We start from the raw sequence: 18,980 nt of genomic DNA, 5'->3' as shown, positions 1-18,980 counted from the left end.
ACTATGAACAAGATGCCGGATCATGCATCCGGCAATTCACTTAAAAACGGTGACCCGCTTCCAGCGGAACCGCTTCTTCACCAGCCTTAAACACATAAGTGGTGTTCGGGCCACCCAGCGTAGCGTGACCTTTACTTACTGTGATCCAGTTACCTTCCGGCAGACCAATAATCGTCAGTTCTGGCGCGACGACCAGCAGTTCGCGAATACGCTGCTCACGGGTTTCACCTTTATGGCCTTCCGGCAGCGCGTTGGTGAAGTGCGGGTTGATTTGCAGCGGGAACAGATTTAGCGCATCGAAACCTTGCGGATCGACAATCGGCATATCGTTGGTGGTACGAATGGTTGGGCAAGCAAGGTTAGCGCCTGCGCTCCAGCCAATATACAGCGCGCCACGTTTCACCACGTCAGTAATTGGTGCCAGCAGCCCGCGCTCGCGGCACTGTTTCAGCAACTGGAAAGTATTACCGCCGCCGACAATCACGATCTCAGCATTTTCAATCGCGGCAACGGGATCGACAACGCTATGAATACCGGTGACAGAAACACCCAGCGGAGCGAGAACCGCAGCCGTTTTCGCTGTGTAATCATCCCAGGTCTGCGTTACGCCAGCGAAAGGAATAAATACCGCAGAACGGCGACCCTGCAACTGTTCAGCAATCAGCGGCAGCGCGTGTTCCAGCCAGGCTTTACCCGGCAGCGTCGAGTTACTCAATAAAAGCAGTTCCATTACTTCTCCGGTTAGTAAGAAATCACGGGAGGCATGCTATCACTGTGATTTTAATCGCTTACTGACATGGCTCACGATGTCGCACATTGCTTCTGGAAAGTGATTTGAGCAGGTAACGAATTCAAGCCAATGGAAATAACAAATAGTTCGCTCATGACTATTTTTTATCAACCCAAAGGTACGGTATATTCCGTTTTTTACAGGAGAATTTATGCTGCCCGACTCATCAGTCCGTTTAAATAAATACATCAGCGAAAGCGGAATTTGCTCACGCCGCGAAGCGGATCGCTATATCGAGCAAGGCAATGTGTTCCTTAATGGCAAGCGAGCCACCATTGGCGATCAGGTGAAACCCGGCGACGTTGTGAAAGTAAATGGTCAGTTGATTGAGCCTCGGGAAGCCGAAGATTTGGTACTTATCGCCCTGAACAAGCCCGTCGGTATTGTCAGCACCACCGAAGATGGCGAGCGCGATAACATTGTCGATTTTGTTAACCACAGCAAACGCGTGTTCCCGATTGGCCGCCTGGATAAAGATTCCCAGGGGCTGATTTTCCTCACCAATCACGGCGATCTGGTGAATAAGATCCTCCGTGCGGGTAACGATCATGAGAAAGAGTATCTGGTTACGGTCGATAAACCGATTACCGATGAATTTATTCGTGGTATGGGGGCGGGGGTGCCGATCCTCGGGACGGTGACGAAAAAGTGCAAAGTCAAAAAAGAAGCGCCGTTTGTTTTTCGCATTACCCTGGTGCAGGGACTGAACCGTCAGATCCGTCGCATGTGCGAGCACTTTGGTTACGAAGTGAAAAAGCTGGAGCGTACGCGCATTATGAACGTCAGTTTAAGCGGCATTCCGCTGGGTGAGTGGCGCGATTTAACCGACGATGAGCTAATTGATCTCTTTAAATTAATTGAGAATTCCACTTCTGAGGTAAAACCCAAAGCGAAGGCCAAACCGAAAACGGCGGGCATCAAACGTCCAGTCGTTAAGATGGAAAAAACGGCGGAAAAAGGCGGTCGCCCGGCGTCCAACGGTAAGCGTTTTACCTCGCCGGGGCGCAAAAAGAAGGGGCGCTAATCAGCGCCTACCACGCGTCGACGTATTTGCCGACCAGCTAAACGACACTTCAGGATCTGGTTTATAAGCCTGCTTTTTCTTCAACTGGCGGGCTTTTTTTGCTTCAGCCTCACGCTCAACCATTAATTTATCGATGTACTCTTTCTTGATGCTGTTGGTTTCGGAGTTGGTCAGTACGCGACCATGCGCAATCCGCGCGCGATCCAGCAATGTTTTTAGTTCGCGCTGCTCGCGTTCAGTCATCTCTTTTTGGGTAATACGGGGGAGTGCCATGATGGTGCCCTCAGTGAGCCGGAGAGTTCAGTGTACGGGAATTCCTTTGCGAGCAGAACTGATAATATTCATTTTGCCTTCTCTTAAATATTTATCTCTCTCGATAATTAGCTAGAGATGCAGATAAAAAATTAAAGGTAATTATTCTTAGATAAAGATGCTGGTTAACAGGGAATAGACTCGTTTATTGATGGGCATAATGACAAGAAAAACATACGGCCCGAAATAATGTCTTTCGGACCATACTGTGTTTACTCAAACAAATTAAAATGCAGCTTCTGCACCACCTGCTCGGCATCTTCGCCGGGCACCAGGAAGCACAGGTTATGGCTGGATGCGCCGTAGCAAATCATGCGGATGTTGAACGGTTCCAGTACGCCGAATACCTCTTTGCCTACGCCGCAGGCTTTTGACAGGTCATTGCCAATCAACGCGACCAGCGCCAGGCCTTCTTCCACTTCTACCCGGCACAGTGCGGAAAGCTCCATCAGCAGGGATTGCGTCAGCAACGTATCGCCAGTGGAGGTGGAACCGGTGGTATCAAGTGTCAACGCCACGCTCACTTCGGAGGTGGTGATGAGATCCACCGAAATATTATGCCGCGCGAGAATGCCGAAAACTTCCGCGAGGAAACCGCGAGAATGCAGCATATTCAGGCTGTGCAAAGTGAGCAGAGTCTGATTACGACGAAGCGCCAGGGCACGGAACAGCGGCGGATTTTCAGTTTTATTGCACACCAGCGTACCACCTGCGCGTGGGTCTTTACTGGAGCCGACAAACACCGGAATATCGCTGCGTACTGCGGGTAGCAATGTTGCCGGATGCAGTACTTTTGCACCAAAAGTTGCCATCTCTGCCGCTTCGGCAAACGCGATTTCATCAATACGTTTTGCTGCGGTGACCACGCGTGGATCGGTGGTGTAGATGCCTGGGACATCGGTCCAGATATCAACTCGAGAAGCGTGTAAGGCCTCCGCCAGCAAGGCTGCCGTATAATCGCTGCCTCCACGGCCAAGCGTCGTTGTACGACCTTTACTTTCGCTGCCGATAAATCCTTGGGTGATCACTAAGCCTTCATTGAGGCGCGGGAGCAGCTGCAGCGCGGTCAGTTCCGCCAGCGCGGCTACGTCTGGCTCTGCACGACCAAATCGGTCATTAGTACGCATCACTTTACGTACATCAAACCACTGTGCCTGAATATCGCGTTCGCGCAGGATCTCAACAAACAGCAGGGTCGACATCAGCTCGCCGTGGCTGACCAGTTCATCTGTCAGCGCCGGAGACGTTGCCAGCGCCGCCGCTTCTGCCAGAACAGTAATGTTCTCCAGCAGACGTTCAATCTCTTCACGAATAACGTTCGGGTAACGCAGACGTTCCAGAATGGCAAACTGGATATTGCGGATTGCGTCGAGTTTTTCGAATCGCTCGCCAGGTTCCAGTCCTTCAGCTAAAGCGACCAGTAGATTAGTGATACCAGCAGAAGCCGAGAGGACAACTAAACGTACGTTGGCATCAGAAAGCACAATATCAGCACTGCGGTTCATCGCGTCAAAATCAGCTACGCTGGTACCGCCAAATTTGGAGACAACAATTTCAGACATAACTACCTCGTGTCAGGGGATCCATTTTCAGCCTTGGCACAAGGGAAGAGCGGAAGACGGGTGGGCGCAGAGCGATACTTCGCTACTATTTTCACCCAGAAGTGCTCCACCACTTGCGAAACGCCCGACTGCGAACGCTTCTGGTGACAACCCAGGGGATTCAGCCCCTGTAGCCGATGATGAACGTGGCCAGCCGTTCAATCACCTCGGCGATGCACCCCCTCAGGTGTTATCACAGGACTGGCTCCTCCAACACCGTTACTTGGGCAACGCGCCTCTTCTGGCCTGCGCTAGCGCAGGTAGTACATTTATAAATAAAGGGTGAGCGGGGCGGTTGTCAACGATGGGGTCATGCGGATTTTTCATCCACTCCTGGCGGTCAGTAGTTCAACTAATAAATGCTTCATCGCGATAAGGGTTTACACTCAACATTACGCTAACGGCACTAAAACCATCACATTTTTCTGTGACTGGCGCTACAATCTTCCAAAGTCACAATTCTCAAAATCAGAAGAGTATTGCTAATGAAAAACATCAATCCAACGCAGACCGCGGCCTGGCAGGCACTACAGAAACACTTCGATGAAATGAAAGACGTTACGATCGCCGATCTTTTTGCTAAAGACGGCGATCGTTTTTCTAAGTTCTCCGCAACCTTCGACGATCAGATGCTGGTGGATTACTCCAAAAACCGCATCACTGAAGAGACGCTGGCGAAATTACAAGATCTGGCGAAAGAGTGCGATCTGGCGGGAGCGATTAAGTCGATGTTCTCTGGCGAGAAGATCAACCGCACCGAAAACCGCGCTGTTCTGCACGTAGCGCTGCGTAACCGTAGCAATACCCCGATTCTGGTTGATGGCAAAGATGTTATGCCGGAAGTCAACGCGGTGCTGGAGAAGATGAAAACCTTCTCGGAAGCGATTATTTCTGGTGAGTGGAAAGGCTATACCGGCAAAGCAATCACTGACGTAGTGAACATCGGGATCGGTGGTTCTGACCTCGGGCCGTTCATGGTGACCGAAGCACTGCGTCCGTACAAAAATCACCTGAACATGCACTTTGTTTCTAACGTCGATGGAACTCACATCGCGGAAGTGCTGAAAAAAGTAAACCCGGAAACCACGCTGTTCCTGGTAGCATCTAAAACCTTCACCACTCAGGAAACCATGACCAACGCCCATAGCGCGCGTGACTGGTTCCTGAAAGCGGCAGGTGATGAGAAACACGTTGCGAAACACTTTGCTGCGCTCTCAACCAATGCCAAAGCCGTTGGTGAGTTTGGTATTGATACCGCCAACATGTTCGAGTTCTGGGACTGGGTCGGCGGTCGTTACTCTTTATGGTCAGCGATTGGCTTGTCGATTGTTCTCTCCATCGGCTTTGATAACTTCGTTGAACTGCTTTCCGGCGCACACGCGATGGACAAGCATTTCTCCACCATACCTGCAGAGAAAAACCTGCCTGTACTGCTGGCGCTGATCGGCATCTGGTACAACAATTTCTTTGGCGCGGAAACTGAAGCGATTCTGCCGTACGACCAGTATATGCACCGTTTCGCAGCGTACTTCCAGCAGGGCAATATGGAGTCCAACGGTAAGTATGTTGACCGTAACGGTAACGTTGTGGATTACCAGACTGGCCCGATTATCTGGGGTGAACCAGGCACTAACGGTCAGCACGCGTTCTACCAGCTGATCCACCAGGGAACCAAAATGGTACCGTGCGATTTCATCGCTCCGGCTATCACCCATAACCCGCTCTCTGATCATCACCAGAAACTGCTGTCTAACTTCTTCGCTCAGACCGAAGCGCTGGCGTTTGGTAAATCCCGCGAAGTGGTTGAGCAGGAATATCGCGATCAGGGTAAAGATCCGGCAACGCTTGACTACGTGGTACCGTTCAAAGTGTTCGAAGGTAACCGCCCAACCAACTCTATCCTGCTGCGCGAAATCACTCCGTTCAGCCTGGGTGCGTTGATTGCGCTGTATGAGCACAAAATCTTTACTCAGGGCGTGATCCTGAACATCTTCACCTTCGACCAGTGGGGCGTGGAGCTGGGTAAACAGCTGGCGAACCGTATTCTGCCAGAGCTGAAAGATGATAAAGAAATCAGCAGCCACGATAGCTCGACCAATGGTCTGATTAACCGCTATAAAGCGTGGCGCGGTTAATTAAATAACCGTAATAACAATGCCGACTATAAGTCGGCATTGTTTTATCAGATAAATCCCCTTGTCTGTGATTTAACGAAAATCATACCGTGAGGTTAATCCTAAAATAGATTTTTAATCATGATTGATTTCGGAAGATACGTAGGTTAATTATTTTTGATTTTATTTTAACTTTTTGATTTTTAATCTTATTTATATATAAGCTGAAACTTATATTTGATAATCATTCCAATTATCTTAAAACCCCATCACTAATTCCCCGCGCCGTAATTCGCATGCTTTAGTTGTGTATACTCGATCCCGCCCGAAATGTTTTTGGGTAAATCTCCATTCATTCAATGAAGGGAAATTGTTATGAAAAAAGTTCTGTATGGCATTTTTGCCATATCTGCGCTTGCGGCGACTTCTGCGTGGGCTGCACCTGTACAGGTGGGCGAAGCGGCAGGATCGGCAGCAACGTCGGTTTCGGCGGGTAGTTCCTCCGCGACCAGCGTCAGCACCGTAAGCTCGGCGGTGGGTGTCGCGCTCGCGGCAACCGGTGGCGGTGATGGTTCTAATACCGGGACCACAACAACCACGACCACCAGTACCCAGTAATAAAGTATGTATCCCCAAAATAATTTGAGTCATCGCATCTGTGGCTTGAAGTATGACGGGGATTAACCATAACCACACTCCGGTGTGGTTATTCTGCCCCTCTGGAGAAGAGTCGTGAAGCGACCTGCACTCATTCTTATCTGCCTGCTATTACAGGCCTGTTCAGCCACGACTAAAGAGCTGGGCAATTCACTGTGGGACAGTCTGTTCGGTACGCCAGGCGTACAGCTGACGGACGATGATATTCAAAATATGCCCTACGCCAGCCAGTACATGCAGCTTAATGGCGGGCCGCAGTTGTTTGTGGTGCTGGCCTTCGCTGAAGACGGACAACAAAAATGGGTCACTCAGGATCAGGCCACTCTCGTCACACAACATGGTCGTCTGGTGAAGACTTTGCTTGGCGGCGACAACCTGATTGAAGTGAATAACCTTGCCGCCGACCCGCTGATTAAACCCGCACAAATTGTTGATGGCGCAACATGGACGCGCACGATGGGCTGGACCGAGTATCAGCAGGTGCGCTACGCCACCGCACGCTCGGTTTTCAAATGGGATGGCACCGATACCGTCAAAGTCGGTAGCGATGAAACTCCGGTTCGTGTGCTGGACGAAGAAGTCTCCACCGACCAGGCGCACTGGCATAACCGCTATTGGATCGACAGCGAAGGGCAAATTCGCCAGTCGGAACAGTATCTCGGCGCGGATTATTTCCCGGTGAAAACCACTCTCATCAAGGCGGCAAAACAATGATTAAACAAACTATTGCTGCGTTGATTATGAGCGTGGGAGCGTCATCGGTCTTTGCGGCAGGCACCGTCAAAGTGTTCAGTAATGGCAGCAATGAGGCCAAAACGCTGACAGGCGCAGAGCATTTAATTGATCTGGTAGGTCAACCGCGGCTCGCAAACAGTTGGTGGCCCGGTGCGGTGATTAGCGAAGAGCTGGCAACGGCGGCGGCATTACGGCAGCAGCAGGCGTTGCTGACAAGGCTGGCAGACCTGGCCTCAGAATCCAGCACCGACGATGCCGCCGCCATTAACGCCTTACGCCAGCAAATTCAGGCGTTGAAGGTGACGGGCAGACAAAAAATCAATCTTGATCCTGATATCGTGCGCGTTGCCGAACGCGGTAACCCGCCGTTGCAGGGCAACTACACGCTGTGGGTCGGACCACCACCGTCCACGGTCACGTTATTCGGGCTTATCAGCCGTCCTGGCAATCAGCCATTCACTCCCGGTCGCGACGTGGCGAGCTATCTCTCTGACCAGAGCCTGCTCAGCGGTGCGGATCGCAGCTACGCGTGGGTCGTTTATCCGGATGGACGCACGCAAAAAACTCCGGTGGCTTACTGGAACAAGCGTCACGTAGAGCCGATGCCCGGCAGCATTATTTATGTTGGCCTCGCGGACTCCGTCTGGAGTGAGACGCCTGATGCCCTTAACGCTGACATTCTTCAGACTCTGACGCAGCGGATACCGCAATAATGAAAAAAAGACATCTGCTTAGTTTACTGGCGCTGGGCATTAGCACGGCTTGCTATGGCGAAACATATCCTGCGCCCATTGGTCCGTCGCAATCGGATTTCGGTGGCGTAGGATTATTACAAACACCTACTGCGCGCATGGCGCGGGAAGGGGAGTTGAGTCTGAACTATCGCGATAACGATCAGTACCGTTATTACTCTGCTTCGGTGCAACTCTTCCCGTGGTTGGAAACAACGCTGCGTTATACCGACGTGCGCACTCGGCAGTACAGCAGCGTCGAAGCGTTCTCTGGTGATCAAACGTATAAAGATAAAGCCTTCGATCTCAAACTGCGTTTATGGGAAGAGAGTTACTGGCTGCCACAGGTGGCGGTTGGTGCGCGGGATATCGGCGGTACGGGGCTGTTCGATGCGGAATATCTTGTCGCCAGCAAAGCCTGGGGGCCATTCGATTTTACGCTCGGCCTGGGCTGGGGATATCTGGGCACCAGCGGTAACGTGAAAAATCCGCTCTGTTCAGCCAGTGACAAATATTGCTATCGCGATAACAGCTACAAACAAGCGGGATCTATCGACGGCAGCCAGATGTTCCACGGTCCGGCCTCACTGTTTGGCGGCGTGGAATACCAGACGCCCTGGCAGCCGCTGCGTCTGAAACTGGAGTATGAAGGCAATAATTATCAGCAGGATTTTGCCGGGAAGCTGGAGCAAAAAAGTAAGTTTAACGTCGGGGCGATTTATCGCGTTACCGATTGGGCCGACGTTAACCTTAGCTATGAACGCGGTAACACCTTTATGTTTGGCGTCACGCTGCGTACCAACTTTAACGATCTACGCCCGTCCTACAACGATAACGCCCGTCCGCAATATCAACCGCAGCCGCAGGATGCCATTTTGCAGCATTCGGTGGTGGCGAATCAGTTAACGCTGTTGAAATACAACGCCGGACTGGCCGATCCGCAGATCCAGACGAAAGGCGATACGCTGTACGTCACCGGTGAGCAGGTGAAATATCGTGATTCGCGCGAAGGGATCATCCGTGCTAATCGGATCGTGATGAACGATCTGCCGGATGGGATCAAGACGATCCGCGTTACAGAAAATCGCCTTAACATGCCGCAGGTGACGACGGAAACCGATGTCGCCAGCCTGAAAAATCATCTTGCCGGAGAGCCGTTGGGCCACGAAACGAAGCTGGCGCAAAAACGCGTCGAGCCAGTGGTTCCGAAGTCCACCGAGCAGGGCTGGTATATCGACAAATCACGCTTTGATTTCCATATCGATCCGGTGCTAAACCAGTCGGTCGGTGGCCCGGAAAACTTTTACATGTATCAGCTGGGCGTGATGGGAACGGCGGATTTGTGGCTGACGGACCATCTGCTGACCACCGGCAGCCTGTTTGCTAACCTTGCCAACAACTACGACAAGTTTAACTACACCAATCCGCCGCAGGACTCGCACTTACCGCGCGTGCGTACCCATGTGCGTGAGTATGTGCAGAATGATGTCTATGTGAATAACCTGCAAGCCAACTACTTCCAGCATCTGGGCAACGGCTTCTACGGTCAGGTCTACGGTGGTTATCTCGAAACCATGTTTGGCGGCGTGGGGGCAGAGGTGTTGTATCGCCCGCTGGATAGCAACTGGGCGTTTGGTCTGGATGCTAACTACGTTAAACAGCGCGACTGGCGTAGCGCGAAAGATATGATGAAATTCACCGATTACAGCGTGAAAACCGGACATCTGACCGCCTACTGGACGCCATCTTTCGCTCAGGATGTGTTAGTGAAAGCCAGCGTCGGGCAATATCTGGCAGGGGATAAAGGCGGCACGCTGGAAATCGCCAAACGCTTTGACAGCGGCGTGGTAGTGGGTGGGTATGCCACGATCACGAATGTTTCGAAAGAGGAGTACGGCGAAGGGGACTTCACCAAAGGCGTGTATATCTCTGTACCGTTGGATCTCTTCTCGTCTGGCCCGACTCGTAGCCGAGCGGCAATTGGCTGGACGCCGCTGACGCGTGACGGTGGTCAGCAACTTGGGCGTAAGTTCCAGTTGTATGACATGACCAGCGACCGAAGCGTCAATTTCCGCTAAGTCAGAGGAAAGGTGCCAGTTTTCGCACTCACTGGCACCTTCATTCTTAATGGCCTGTCGAGCCATCAGGAACGCAGTTCACCCCCGGTTTGCGATCTGGTGTGTAAAGGCGAAAACATTCTGTTTTCCTGTCCGTCGATATTGGTTGCAGGTCTGGTTGCCTGAGCGACTGGGCCATCATTGGGCTGGAGACATTGCTTTGCGGTAGGTCGGCTTTATCAGCAGTACCGAGCGGACCAGCATAAGCAGGAAGAACAGAGACTGATAACATCAAAGCAGCAAAATAAGGCTTCATTTTTACCACCTTTATCAGGTTACGTTTCATTTGTTCCAGAGGAACATTGTCGATTTTTCGCGCATTGCTGGTGGCTGGGAATCACCTGAATGGGTGATTTTTTGGACTGTGTGTTTTGCCAGATGCGACGTTGGTTGGGAGATGCCCATTTAATCGATCTGAACAAAACATACACAAAAAATATAGATCTCCGTCACATTTTTGCGTTATACAGGAAGCTCGCCATTGTGAAGGAGGTACTGCTATGACGTCACTCTCTCGTCCGCGCGTGGAGTTTATCTCCACCATTTTGCAGACCGTTCTCAATCTTGGCCTGTTGTGCCTCGGCCTGATTTTGGTTGTCTTCCTCGGCAAAGAAACGGTGCATCTGGCTGATGTGCTGTTCGCGCCAGAACAAGCCAGCAAATATGAGCTGGTGGAAGGGCTGGTGGTTTACTTTCTCTATTTCGAATTTATCGCGTTGATTGTGAAGTACTTTCAGTCCGGTTTTCACTTTCCCTTGCGTTACTTTGTCTATATCGGGATCACCGCCATTGTGCGCTTGATCATCGTCGATCATAAATCACCGCTGGATGTGTTGATCTACTCGGCAGCGATCCTGCTACTGGTGATCACCTTATGGCTGTGTAATTCGAAACGGCTGAAGCGGGAGTAAAAAAAGGCGCTCCATAGAGCGCCGAATAACAGTCACAAGTTGGGATAACGTAAGTTGAGGGTGTAGCGGCATAACATTGGCAGAACAACATCTTTAACCTTTCACACCACCTGCCGTCAGTCCGTTGACCAGCCAGCGTTGAGCCAGCAAGAAGACGATGGTGATCGGTAATGCAGACATCACGGCAGCGGCGGCAAAGTCACCCCACAGGTAGTTTTGCGGGTTGAGGTATTGCTGCATTCCCACGGCCAGGGTGTAGCTGTTTACGTCACGCAGTAACAACGACGCGACCGGAACTTCAGTAATGGCAGCGATAAACGACAGGATGAACACCACCGCCAGAATCGGCACTGACAGCGGCAAGAGGACAAGGCGGAAGGCCTGCCACGGTGTTGCACCATCCAGCGCCGCCGCTTCTTCCAGCGAACTGTCGATGGTTTCGAAATAGCCTTTGATGGTCCAGACATGCAGCGCAATCCCCCCCAGGTACGCGAAGATTACGCCGCCGTGAGTATTCAGGCCGATGAATGGAATGTACTCACCCAAACGATCAAATAACGCATACAACGCTACCAGTGAAAGCACCGCCGGGAACATCTGGAAAATCAGCATGCCTTTCAGCAGTGTCGCTTTACCAGGAAAGCGCATACGGGCGAAAGCGTAGGCGCAGGTGGTGGATAGCGCAACAATGCCAATCGCGGAAATTCCGGCGACCTTTACTGAGTTCCACAGCCACAGCAGTACCGGGAACGGCGGTGGCGTAATGCGCCCATCAGCCTGTTCAACGCTAAAACCTAACGCCAGTTTCCAGTGATCCCAGGAGATTTGTTCCGGGATCAGGCTACCAGTCGCGAAGTTCCCCTGACGCAGAGAGATAGCGACGACCATCAGCAGCGGGAACATAATCGCCGCGATAAAAAGTAGCAGTAGCAGATGAGTAATAAACAAACGTGCTTTTTGCGATTTCGGTTGGACCATTGCCATTTTTGTTATCTCCCTTAATCAAACTTCATTCGCGTGGCTTTCAGGTTGACGATCGCCAGCGCACCCACCAGCAGGAAGATCAGCGTGGCAATTGCCGCCGCCAGACCGAAGTCCTGACCACCGCCGCCTTCAAAGGCGATGCGGTAGGTGTAGTTAACGAGCAGGTCGGTATAACCGGCTGGCGTGGTAGTGCCAAGACGATCCGGGCCGCCGTTAGTTAACAGTTGAATCAGCACGAAGTTGTTAAAGTTAAAGGCGAAGCTGGCGATCATTAGCGGTGTGAGCGGCTTAATCAGCAGCGGCAGCGTAATTTTAAAGAAGTTCTGGAATGGACCTGCGCCATCCATTGCTGAGGCTTCATACAGATCGTCCGGAATCGCTTTCAGCAAGCCCATGCAGAGGATCATCATGTACGGATAACCCAGCCAGGTGTTGACGATAATCAGCATCGTGCGGGCGGTGGTCGGATCGCTAAACCAGGCAGGCTTCACGCCAAATAGCGCGCTCAACATCATGTTGATTTCACCGAAGCTCTGGTTAAACAACCCTTTGAAAATCAAGATTGAAATAAACGATGGCACCGCGTAGGGCAGAATCAGCAGGACACGATAGACCGCTTTGCCGCGCAACGCTTCCCACTGCACCAGACACGCCAGAACCATGCCGACTGCCACTGTTAAAAAGACGGTGATTAGCGAGAACACCACGGTCCAGACGAAAATGGCGAGGAACGGTTTCTGAATGCCTTCGTCGGTGAAGACGCGGGTAAAGTTTTTCCAGCCGGTGGTCACGGTGTAACCGGGGCTTAACTTTTCATCGCCCCAGTTGCCGTCGGCGGTAATGGACTGGTAAAAACCAATTTGGTTATTCGGCCGATATTTCACACCGCTCTGGTTATTCGTCAGCGTGCCGTCACCGGCGAGTGTGTAGAGCGGCTGCGTGCCAGAAAACTGGCGCAGGGAGCTCATCATCACTTTGTTACCATCCGGCAGAATGGCAGTAATGTCACTCAGTGCCTGACGATTCTGGGTAATCACACGCAGATTCGCGCGCTCGCCTTCAGGCTGGGCGGCTGTTTCTTTTAGTTGCAGTTTTTGCTCGCCGCCAAATTTAAACGCGTCGGAGAGGTAATTTTTGCCAGTTTCGCCGTCGCTGAGCGCCAGTTGCCACTCATCGCCCGCCGGGTAAAGACCAAAGTTATAGGTTTTGCCTGCTTGCCAGGAGCGATCTAACAACACTTCCTGCGCACGTTCAAAAGTCAGCTGGTTAGTGCTGCTGTAGTTGGTGAAGGCAATGGCGATGGTGCAGACCAGAGGGAAAAGGACGAATAGCCCCATCCCAGCCATTCCCGGATAGACATAGCGCCAGGCGTAGGCTTTACGATTGGCGAAAATATAGAGCCCCGCTGAACTCAATATCAGCGTGGTAATGGCGAACAGGTATTCCCCTTGTGCGTACATTAAAACAACAAGGTAACCCACCAGCAGGCCGAGCAGACCTAACACTGACCATTTCAGCGCGTCGCTTTGCCACCAATGTTTCTTTTTAATGACATCCATGGGGTTCTTCCTCATTCCAGGACAGATAAAGCATTTACGCCTTATCCGACAACAACTGCCTGATGCGACGCTGACGCGTCTTATCAGGCCTACATACGTTTCGGTTTTGTAGGCCGGATAAGGCGTTTACGCCGCATCCGGCATTTCACTGCATTACTTGGTGATACGAGTCTGTGCATCTTTCAGCGCTGCATCCACAGTCTGACGACCGCTGGCGGCGTTGATCACGGCAGTACGCACGGCATACCAGAAAGCGGACATCTGCGGGATGTTCGGCATAATTTCACCTTTCTGAGCGTTATCCATGGTGGCGGCAATACGAGGATCTTTCGCAAGTTCATCCTGATAGGACTTCAGCGCTACTGCACCCAGCGGTTTATCTTTATTAACCGCTTCCAGGCCTTCGTCAGTCAGCAGATAGTTTTCGAGGAACTCTTTCGCCAGCTCTTTGTTCGGACTGGCGGCGTTAATACCCGCGCTCAGTACGCCCACGAACGGTTTGGATGGCTGGCCCTTAAAGGTCGGCAGTACCGTTACACCATAATTCACTTTGCTGGTGTCGATGTTGGACCATGCCCACGGGCCGTTGATGGTCATCGCTGTTTCGCCTTTATTAAAGGCGGCTTCTGCGATGGAGTAATCGGTGTCCGCATTCATGTGTTTGTTTTTAATCAGGTCAACCAGGAAGGTCAGACCCGCTTTCGCGCCAGCGTTATCCACGCCCACGTCTTTAATGTCGTACTTGCCGTTTTCGTACTTGAACGCATAACCCCCGTCAGCAGCAATCAGCGGCCAGGTGAAGTACGGTTCTTGCAGGTTGAACATTAGCGCGCTCTTACCTTTCGCTTTCAGTTCTTTATCCAGCGCTGGGATCTCTTCCCATGTTTTTGGCGGGTTCGGCAGCAGATCTTTGTTATAAATCAGCGATAACGCTTCGACAGAAATTGGGTAAGCAATCAGCTTGCCGTTGTAACGTACGGCATCCCAGGTAAACGGATACAGCTTGTCCTGGAACGCTTTGTCTGGGGTGATTTCAGCCAACAGGCCAGATTGAGCATAGCCACCAAAGCGGTCGTGCGCCCAGAAGATAATGTCAGGGCCATCGCCAGTTGCCGCAACCTGAGGGAATTTCTCTTCCAGTTTATCCGGATGCTCAACGGTGACTTTAATTCCGGTATCTTTCTCGAATTTCTTACCGACTTCAGCGAGGCCGTTGTAGCCTTTGTCGCCGTTAATCCAGATTACCAGTTTACCTTCTTCGATTTTGGCGAGAGCCGAGGCGGAAAACATCATCGTCGTTAATGCGGATAATGCGAGGATGCGTGCACCTGTTTTTATTTTCATAATCTATGGTCCTTGTTGGTGAAGTGCTCGTGAAAACACCTAAACGGACTCTAGTTTCTTTATACGGCAACCTCTTTCCATCCTCCTTGCCCCTACGCCCCTCCGTTGCTTTGTGTGATCTCTGTTACAGAATTGGCGGTAATGTGGAGATGCGCACATAAAATCGCCACGATTTTTGCAAGCAACTTCACGAAATTCCTTACATGGTCTCGGGTTAGTTCACAGAAGCCGCGTTCTCATCCTCCCGCCTCCTCCCCCATAAAAAAGCCAGGGGGTGGAGGATTTAAGCCATCTTCTGATGACGCATAGTCAGCCCATCATGAATGTTGCTGTCGATGACAGGTTGTAACAAAGGGAGAAGGGCATGGCGAGCGTACAGCTGCAAAATGTAACGAAAGCCTGGGGCGAGGTCGTGGTATCGAAAGATATCAATCTCGACATCCATGAAGGTGAATTCGTGGTGTTTGTCGGGCCGTCTGGCTGCGGAAAATCGACTTTACTGCGCATGATTGCCGGGCTTGAGACGATCACCAGCGGCGACCTGTTCATCGGTGAGAAACGGATGAATGACACACCGCCAGCAGAACGCGGCGTTGGTATGGTGTTCCAGTCTTACGCGCTCTATCCCCACCTGTCAGTAGCAGAAAACATGTCATTTGGCCTGAAACTGGCAGGCGCGAAAAAAGAGGTGATTAACCAACGCGTTAACCAGGTGGCGGAAGTGCTGCAACTGGCGCATTTGCTGGATCGCAAACCGAAAGCGCTCTCCGGTGGTCAGCGTCAGCGTGTGGCGATTGGCCGTACGCTGGTGGCCGAGCCAAGCGTATTTTTGCTCGATGAACCGCTCTCCAATCTCGATGCTGCACTGCGTGTGCAAATGCGTATCGAAATCTCCCGCCTGCATAAACGCCTGGGCCGCACGATGATTTACGTCACCCACGATCAGGTCGAAGCGATGACGCTGGCCGACAAAATCGTGGTGCTGGACGCCGGTCGCGTGGCGCAGGTTGGGAAACCGCTGGAGCTGTACCACTATCCGGCAGACCGCTTTGTCGCCGGATTCATCGGTTCGCCAAAGATGAACTTCCTGCCGGTAAAAGTGACCGCCACCGCAATCGATCAAGTGCAGGTGGAACTGCCGATGCCGAATCGTCAGCAAGTCTGGCTGCCGGTTGAAAGCCGTGATGTCCAGGTTGGAGCCAATATGTCGCTGGGGATTCGCCCGGAACATCTACTGCCGAGTGATATCGCTGACGTCATCCTTGAGGGTGAAGTTCAGGTCGTCGAGCAGCTCGGCAACGAAACTCAAATCCATATCCAGATCCCTTCCATTCGTCAAAACCTGGTGTACCGCCAGAACGACGTGGTGTTGGTAGAAGAAGGTGCCACATTCGCTATCGGCCTGCCGCCAGAGCGTTGCCATCTGTTCCGTGAGGATGGCACTGCATGTCGTCGACTGCATAAGGAGCCGGGCGTTTAAGCACCCCACAAAACACACAAAGCCTGTCACAGGTGATGTGAAAAAAGAAAAGCAATGACTCAGGAGATAGAATGATGATTACTCTGCGCAAACTTCCTCTGGCGGTTGCCGTCGCAGCGGGCGTAATGTCTGCTCAGGCAATGGCTGTTGATTTCCACGGCTATGCACGTTCCGGTATTGGCTGGACAGGTAGCGGCGGCGAACAACAGTGTTTCCAGACTACCGGTGCTCAAAGTAAATACCGTCTTGGCAACGAATGTGAAACTTATGCTGAATTAAAATTGGGTCAGGAAGTGTGGAAAGAGGGCGATAAGAGCTTTTATTTCGACACTAACGTGGCCTATTCCGTCGCGCAACAAAATGACTGGGAAGCTACCGATCCAGCCTTCCGTGAAGCAAACGTGCAGGGTAAAAACCTGATTGAATGGCTGCCAGGCTCCACCATCTGGGCAGGTAAGCGTTTCTACCAACGTCATGACGTTCATATGATCGACTTCTACTACTGGGATATTTCTGGTCCTGGTGCCGGTCTGGAAAACATCGATGTTGGCTTTGGTAAACTCTCTCTGGCAGCAACCCGTTCCTCTGAAGCTGGTGGTTCTTCCTCTTTCGCCAGCAATAATATTTATGACTATACCAACGAAACCGCGAACGATGTATTCGACGTACGTTTAGCACAGATGGAAATCAACCCGGGCGGCACGTTAGAGTTGGGTGTCGACTACGGTCGTGCCAATCTGCGTGATAACTATCGTCTGGTTGATGGCGCATCGAAAGACGGTTGGTTATTCACTGCTGAACATACTCAGAGTGTCCTGAAGGGCTTTAACAAGTTTGTTGTTCAGTACGCTACTGACTCGATGACCTCACAGGGTAAAGGTCTGTCGCAGGGTTCTGGCGTTGCGTTTGATAACGAAAAATTTGCCTACAATATCAATAACAACGGTCACATGCTTCGTATCCTCGACCATGGTGCGATCTCCATGGGCGACAACTGGGACATGATGTACGTGGGTATGTACCAGGATATCAACTGGGATAACGACAACGGCACCAAATGGTGGACCGTCGGTATTCGCCCGATGTATAAGTGGACGCCAATCATGAGCACCGTGATGGAAATCGGCTACGACAACGTCGAATCCCAGCGCACTGGTGACAAGAACAATCAGTACAAAATTACCCTCGCGCAACAATGGCAGGCTGGCGACAGCATCTGGTCACGCCCGGCTATTCGTGTCTTCGCAACCTACGCCAAGTGGGATGAGAAATGGGGTTATGACTACAACGGTAGCTCTTCAACCAACCCATACTACGGCAAAGCTGTTCCAGCTGATTTCAACGGCGGCAGCTTCGGACGTGGCGACAGCGACGAGTGGACCTTCGGTGCTCAGATGGAAATCTGGTGGTAATAGCAAAACCTGGGCCGGATAAGGCGTTCGCGCCGCATCCGGCATAAAAACAGGTTGTCATTATCTGAAAGGGGCGAAAGCCCCTCTGATTATCGGGTTTGGCGCGCTATTGCCTGGCTACCGCTGAACTCCAGATTTTGAGGTGAAAACAATGAAAATGAATAAAAGTCTCATCGCCCTCTGTTTATCAGCAGGGTTGCTGGCAAGCGCGCCTGGAATCAGCCTTGCCGATGTTAACTACGTACCGCAAAACACCAGCGACGCGCCAGCCATTCCATCTGCCGCGCTGCAACAACTCACCTGGACACCGGTCGATCAATCGAAAACCCAGACCACCCAACTGGCGACCGGCGGCCAACAACTGAACGTCCCCGGCATCAGTGGTCCGGTTGCTGCGTACAGCGTCCCGGCAAACATTGGCGAACTGACACTAACGCTGACCAGCGAAGTGAACAAACAAACCAGCGTATTTGCGCCGAACGTGCTGATTCTTGATCAGAACATGACCCCATCAGCCTTCTTCCCCAGCAGTTATTTCACCTACCAGGAACCAGGCGTGATGAGTGCAGATCGGCTGGAAGGTGTTATGCGCCTGACACCGGCGTTGGGGCAGCAAAAACTTTATGTTCTGGTCTTTACCACGGAAAAAGATCTCCAGCAGACGACCCAACTGCTCGACCCGGCAAAAGCCTATGCCAAAGGCGTCGGTAACTCGATCCCGGATATTCCCGATCCGGTTGCTCGTCATACCACCGATGGCTTACTGAAACTGAAAGTGAAAACGAACTCCAGTTCCAGCGTGTTGGTGGGGCCTCTATTTGGTTCTTCCGCTCCAGCTCCGGTTACGGTAGGCAACACGGCGGCACCAGCTGTGGCTGCACCCGCTCCGGCACCGGTGAAGAAAAGCGAGCCGATGCTCAACGACACGGAAAGTTATTTTAATACCGCGATCAAAAACGCTGTCGCGAAAGGTGATGTTGATAAGGCGTTAAAACTGCTTGATGAAGCTGAACGCCTGGGGTCGACATCTGCCCGTTCCACCTTTATCAGCAGTGTAAAAGGCAAGGGGTAATTACGCCCCACAGTGCTGATTTTGCAACAACTGGTGCGTCTCCTGGCGCACCTTTTTTTATGCTTATTTCCTGGGATATGAGCGATTTTTTATAGTACTTCGCTTCTTCTTCACTAAGAATGTGCATTATCTCAATG

17 protein-coding genes and 1 riboswitch are annotated in these 18,980 nt (G+C 51.8%); of the genes, 10 read left to right on the top strand and 7 right to left on the bottom strand.

Annotated features, from left to right (window positions below; translation table 11 throughout):
- Positions 1-40: 40 nt before the first annotated feature.
- Positions 41-730, bottom strand: coding sequence for a dipeptidase PepE (pepE, locus tag AACU19_RS14580; protein WP_000421763.1), 690 nt, complete (start codon positions 728-730; stop codon positions 41-43).
- Between the two features lie 211 nt (positions 731-941).
- Here pepE and rluF point away from each other — a divergent pair, with 211 nt between their 5' ends.
- A complete protein-coding gene (gene rluF, locus AACU19_RS14575) occupies positions 942-1,814 on the top strand; it encodes a 23S rRNA pseudouridine(2604) synthase RluF (RefSeq protein ID WP_000936373.1) in 873 nt (290 codons plus the stop codon).
- Here the strand turns inward: rluF and AACU19_RS14570 are convergent, their stop codons facing one another.
- Positions 1,815-2,087 carry a DUF3811 domain-containing protein gene (locus AACU19_RS14570; RefSeq protein ID WP_105279088.1) on the bottom strand — a complete coding sequence of 91 codons (273 nt, stop codon included), beginning with the start codon at positions 2,085-2,087 and terminating at the stop codon, positions 1,815-1,817.
- A gap of 251 nt (positions 2,088-2,338) precedes the next feature.
- Entirely contained in the window at positions 2,339-3,688 is a 1,350-nt protein-coding gene (gene lysC / locus AACU19_RS14565) for a lysine-sensitive aspartokinase 3 (protein ID WP_001290305.1), read from the bottom strand.
- A gap of 91 nt (positions 3,689-3,779) precedes the next feature.
- Positions 3,780-3,976, bottom strand: a riboswitch (Lysine riboswitch).
- A gap of 236 nt (positions 3,977-4,212) precedes the next feature.
- Between lysC and pgi the strand changes: the two genes are divergently transcribed.
- From pgi to AACU19_RS14540, 5 genes are all read left to right on the top strand, one after another.
- On the top strand, positions 4,213-5,862 hold the full coding sequence (gene pgi / locus AACU19_RS14560) for a glucose-6-phosphate isomerase (RefSeq protein WP_105279087.1): 1,650 nt from the start codon (positions 4,213-4,215) through the stop codon (positions 5,860-5,862).
- A gap of 354 nt (positions 5,863-6,216) precedes the next feature.
- Positions 6,217-6,459 carry an exopolysaccharide production protein YjbE gene (gene yjbE / locus AACU19_RS14555; protein WP_000757333.1) on the top strand — a complete coding sequence of 81 codons (243 nt, stop codon included), beginning with the start codon at positions 6,217-6,219 and terminating at the stop codon, positions 6,457-6,459.
- A 114-nt stretch (positions 6,460-6,573) separates the two neighbouring features.
- Positions 6,574-7,212 carry a YjbF family lipoprotein gene (locus AACU19_RS14550; protein ID WP_002433024.1) on the top strand — a complete coding sequence of 213 codons (639 nt, stop codon included), beginning with the start codon at positions 6,574-6,576 and terminating at the stop codon, positions 7,210-7,212.
- On the top strand, positions 7,209-7,946 hold the full coding sequence (locus tag AACU19_RS14545; protein ID WP_105279086.1) for a capsule biosynthesis GfcC family protein: 738 nt from the start codon (positions 7,209-7,211) through the stop codon (positions 7,944-7,946). Before AACU19_RS14550 ends, AACU19_RS14545 begins: the two co-directional genes overlap by 4 nt.
- Positions 7,946-10,042 carry a YjbH domain-containing protein gene (locus AACU19_RS14540; RefSeq protein WP_105279085.1) on the top strand — a complete coding sequence of 699 codons (2,097 nt, stop codon included), beginning with the start codon at positions 7,946-7,948 and terminating at the stop codon, positions 10,040-10,042. The genes AACU19_RS14545 and AACU19_RS14540 overlap by 1 nt, the downstream gene beginning before the upstream one ends.
- 46 nt (positions 10,043-10,088) lie before the next feature.
- Here AACU19_RS14540 and AACU19_RS14535 read toward each other — a convergent pair whose 3' ends face one another.
- Positions 10,089-10,367 (bottom strand): periplasmic protein, encoded by a 279-nt coding sequence (locus AACU19_RS14535; RefSeq protein ID WP_001295279.1) that lies wholly within the window; start codon positions 10,365-10,367, stop codon positions 10,089-10,091.
- Positions 10,368-10,581: 214 nt separating this feature from the next.
- On the opposite strand from AACU19_RS14535, the gene psiE reads away from it, so the two are divergent.
- Complete coding sequence (gene psiE / locus AACU19_RS14530) at positions 10,582-10,992, top strand: phosphate-starvation-inducible protein PsiE (RefSeq protein WP_000202899.1); 411 nt, start codon at positions 10,582-10,584, stop codon at positions 10,990-10,992.
- Positions 10,993-11,085: 93 nt separating this feature from the next.
- Here psiE and malG read toward each other — a convergent pair whose 3' ends face one another.
- The 3 genes from malG to malE all read right to left on the bottom strand — a co-directional run bounded on the left by malG (position 11,086) and on the right by malE (position 14,879).
- On the bottom strand, positions 11,086-11,976 hold the full coding sequence (gene malG, locus AACU19_RS14525; protein WP_001252058.1) for a maltose ABC transporter permease MalG: 891 nt from the start codon (positions 11,974-11,976) through the stop codon (positions 11,086-11,088).
- 14 nt (positions 11,977-11,990) lie between these two features.
- Entirely contained in the window at positions 11,991-13,535 is a 1,545-nt protein-coding gene (malF, locus tag AACU19_RS14520; RefSeq protein ID WP_105279084.1) for a maltose ABC transporter permease MalF, read from the bottom strand.
- 153 nt (positions 13,536-13,688) lie between these two features.
- Positions 13,689-14,879, bottom strand: coding sequence for a maltose/maltodextrin ABC transporter substrate-binding protein MalE (gene malE, locus AACU19_RS14515; protein WP_000695398.1), 1,191 nt, complete (start codon positions 14,877-14,879; stop codon positions 13,689-13,691).
- Positions 14,880-15,243: 364 nt separating this feature from the next.
- On the opposite strand from malE, the gene malK reads away from it, so the two are divergent.
- From malK to malM, 3 genes are all read left to right on the top strand, one after another.
- On the top strand, positions 15,244-16,359 hold the full coding sequence (malK, locus tag AACU19_RS14510; protein ID WP_000179165.1) for a maltose/maltodextrin ABC transporter ATP-binding protein MalK: 1,116 nt from the start codon (positions 15,244-15,246) through the stop codon (positions 16,357-16,359).
- A gap of 71 nt (positions 16,360-16,430) precedes the next feature.
- The gene (gene lamB / locus AACU19_RS14505) at positions 16,431-17,771 is read left to right on the top strand and encodes a maltoporin LamB (protein WP_000973662.1); all 1,341 of its coding nucleotides are present in this window, start codon (positions 16,431-16,433) and stop codon (positions 17,769-17,771) included.
- Between the two features lie 151 nt (positions 17,772-17,922).
- On the top strand, positions 17,923-18,843 hold the full coding sequence (gene malM, locus AACU19_RS14500) for a maltose operon protein MalM (RefSeq protein ID WP_000783444.1): 921 nt from the start codon (positions 17,923-17,925) through the stop codon (positions 18,841-18,843).
- Positions 18,844-18,980 lie beyond the last annotated feature (137 nt).

Source organism: Escherichia sp. MOD1-EC4550 (assembly GCF_963876935.1).
GTDB lineage: Bacteria > Pseudomonadota > Gammaproteobacteria > Enterobacterales > Enterobacteriaceae > Escherichia > Escherichia coli_F.
This window is presented reverse-complemented; position numbering and strand designations above follow the sequence as displayed.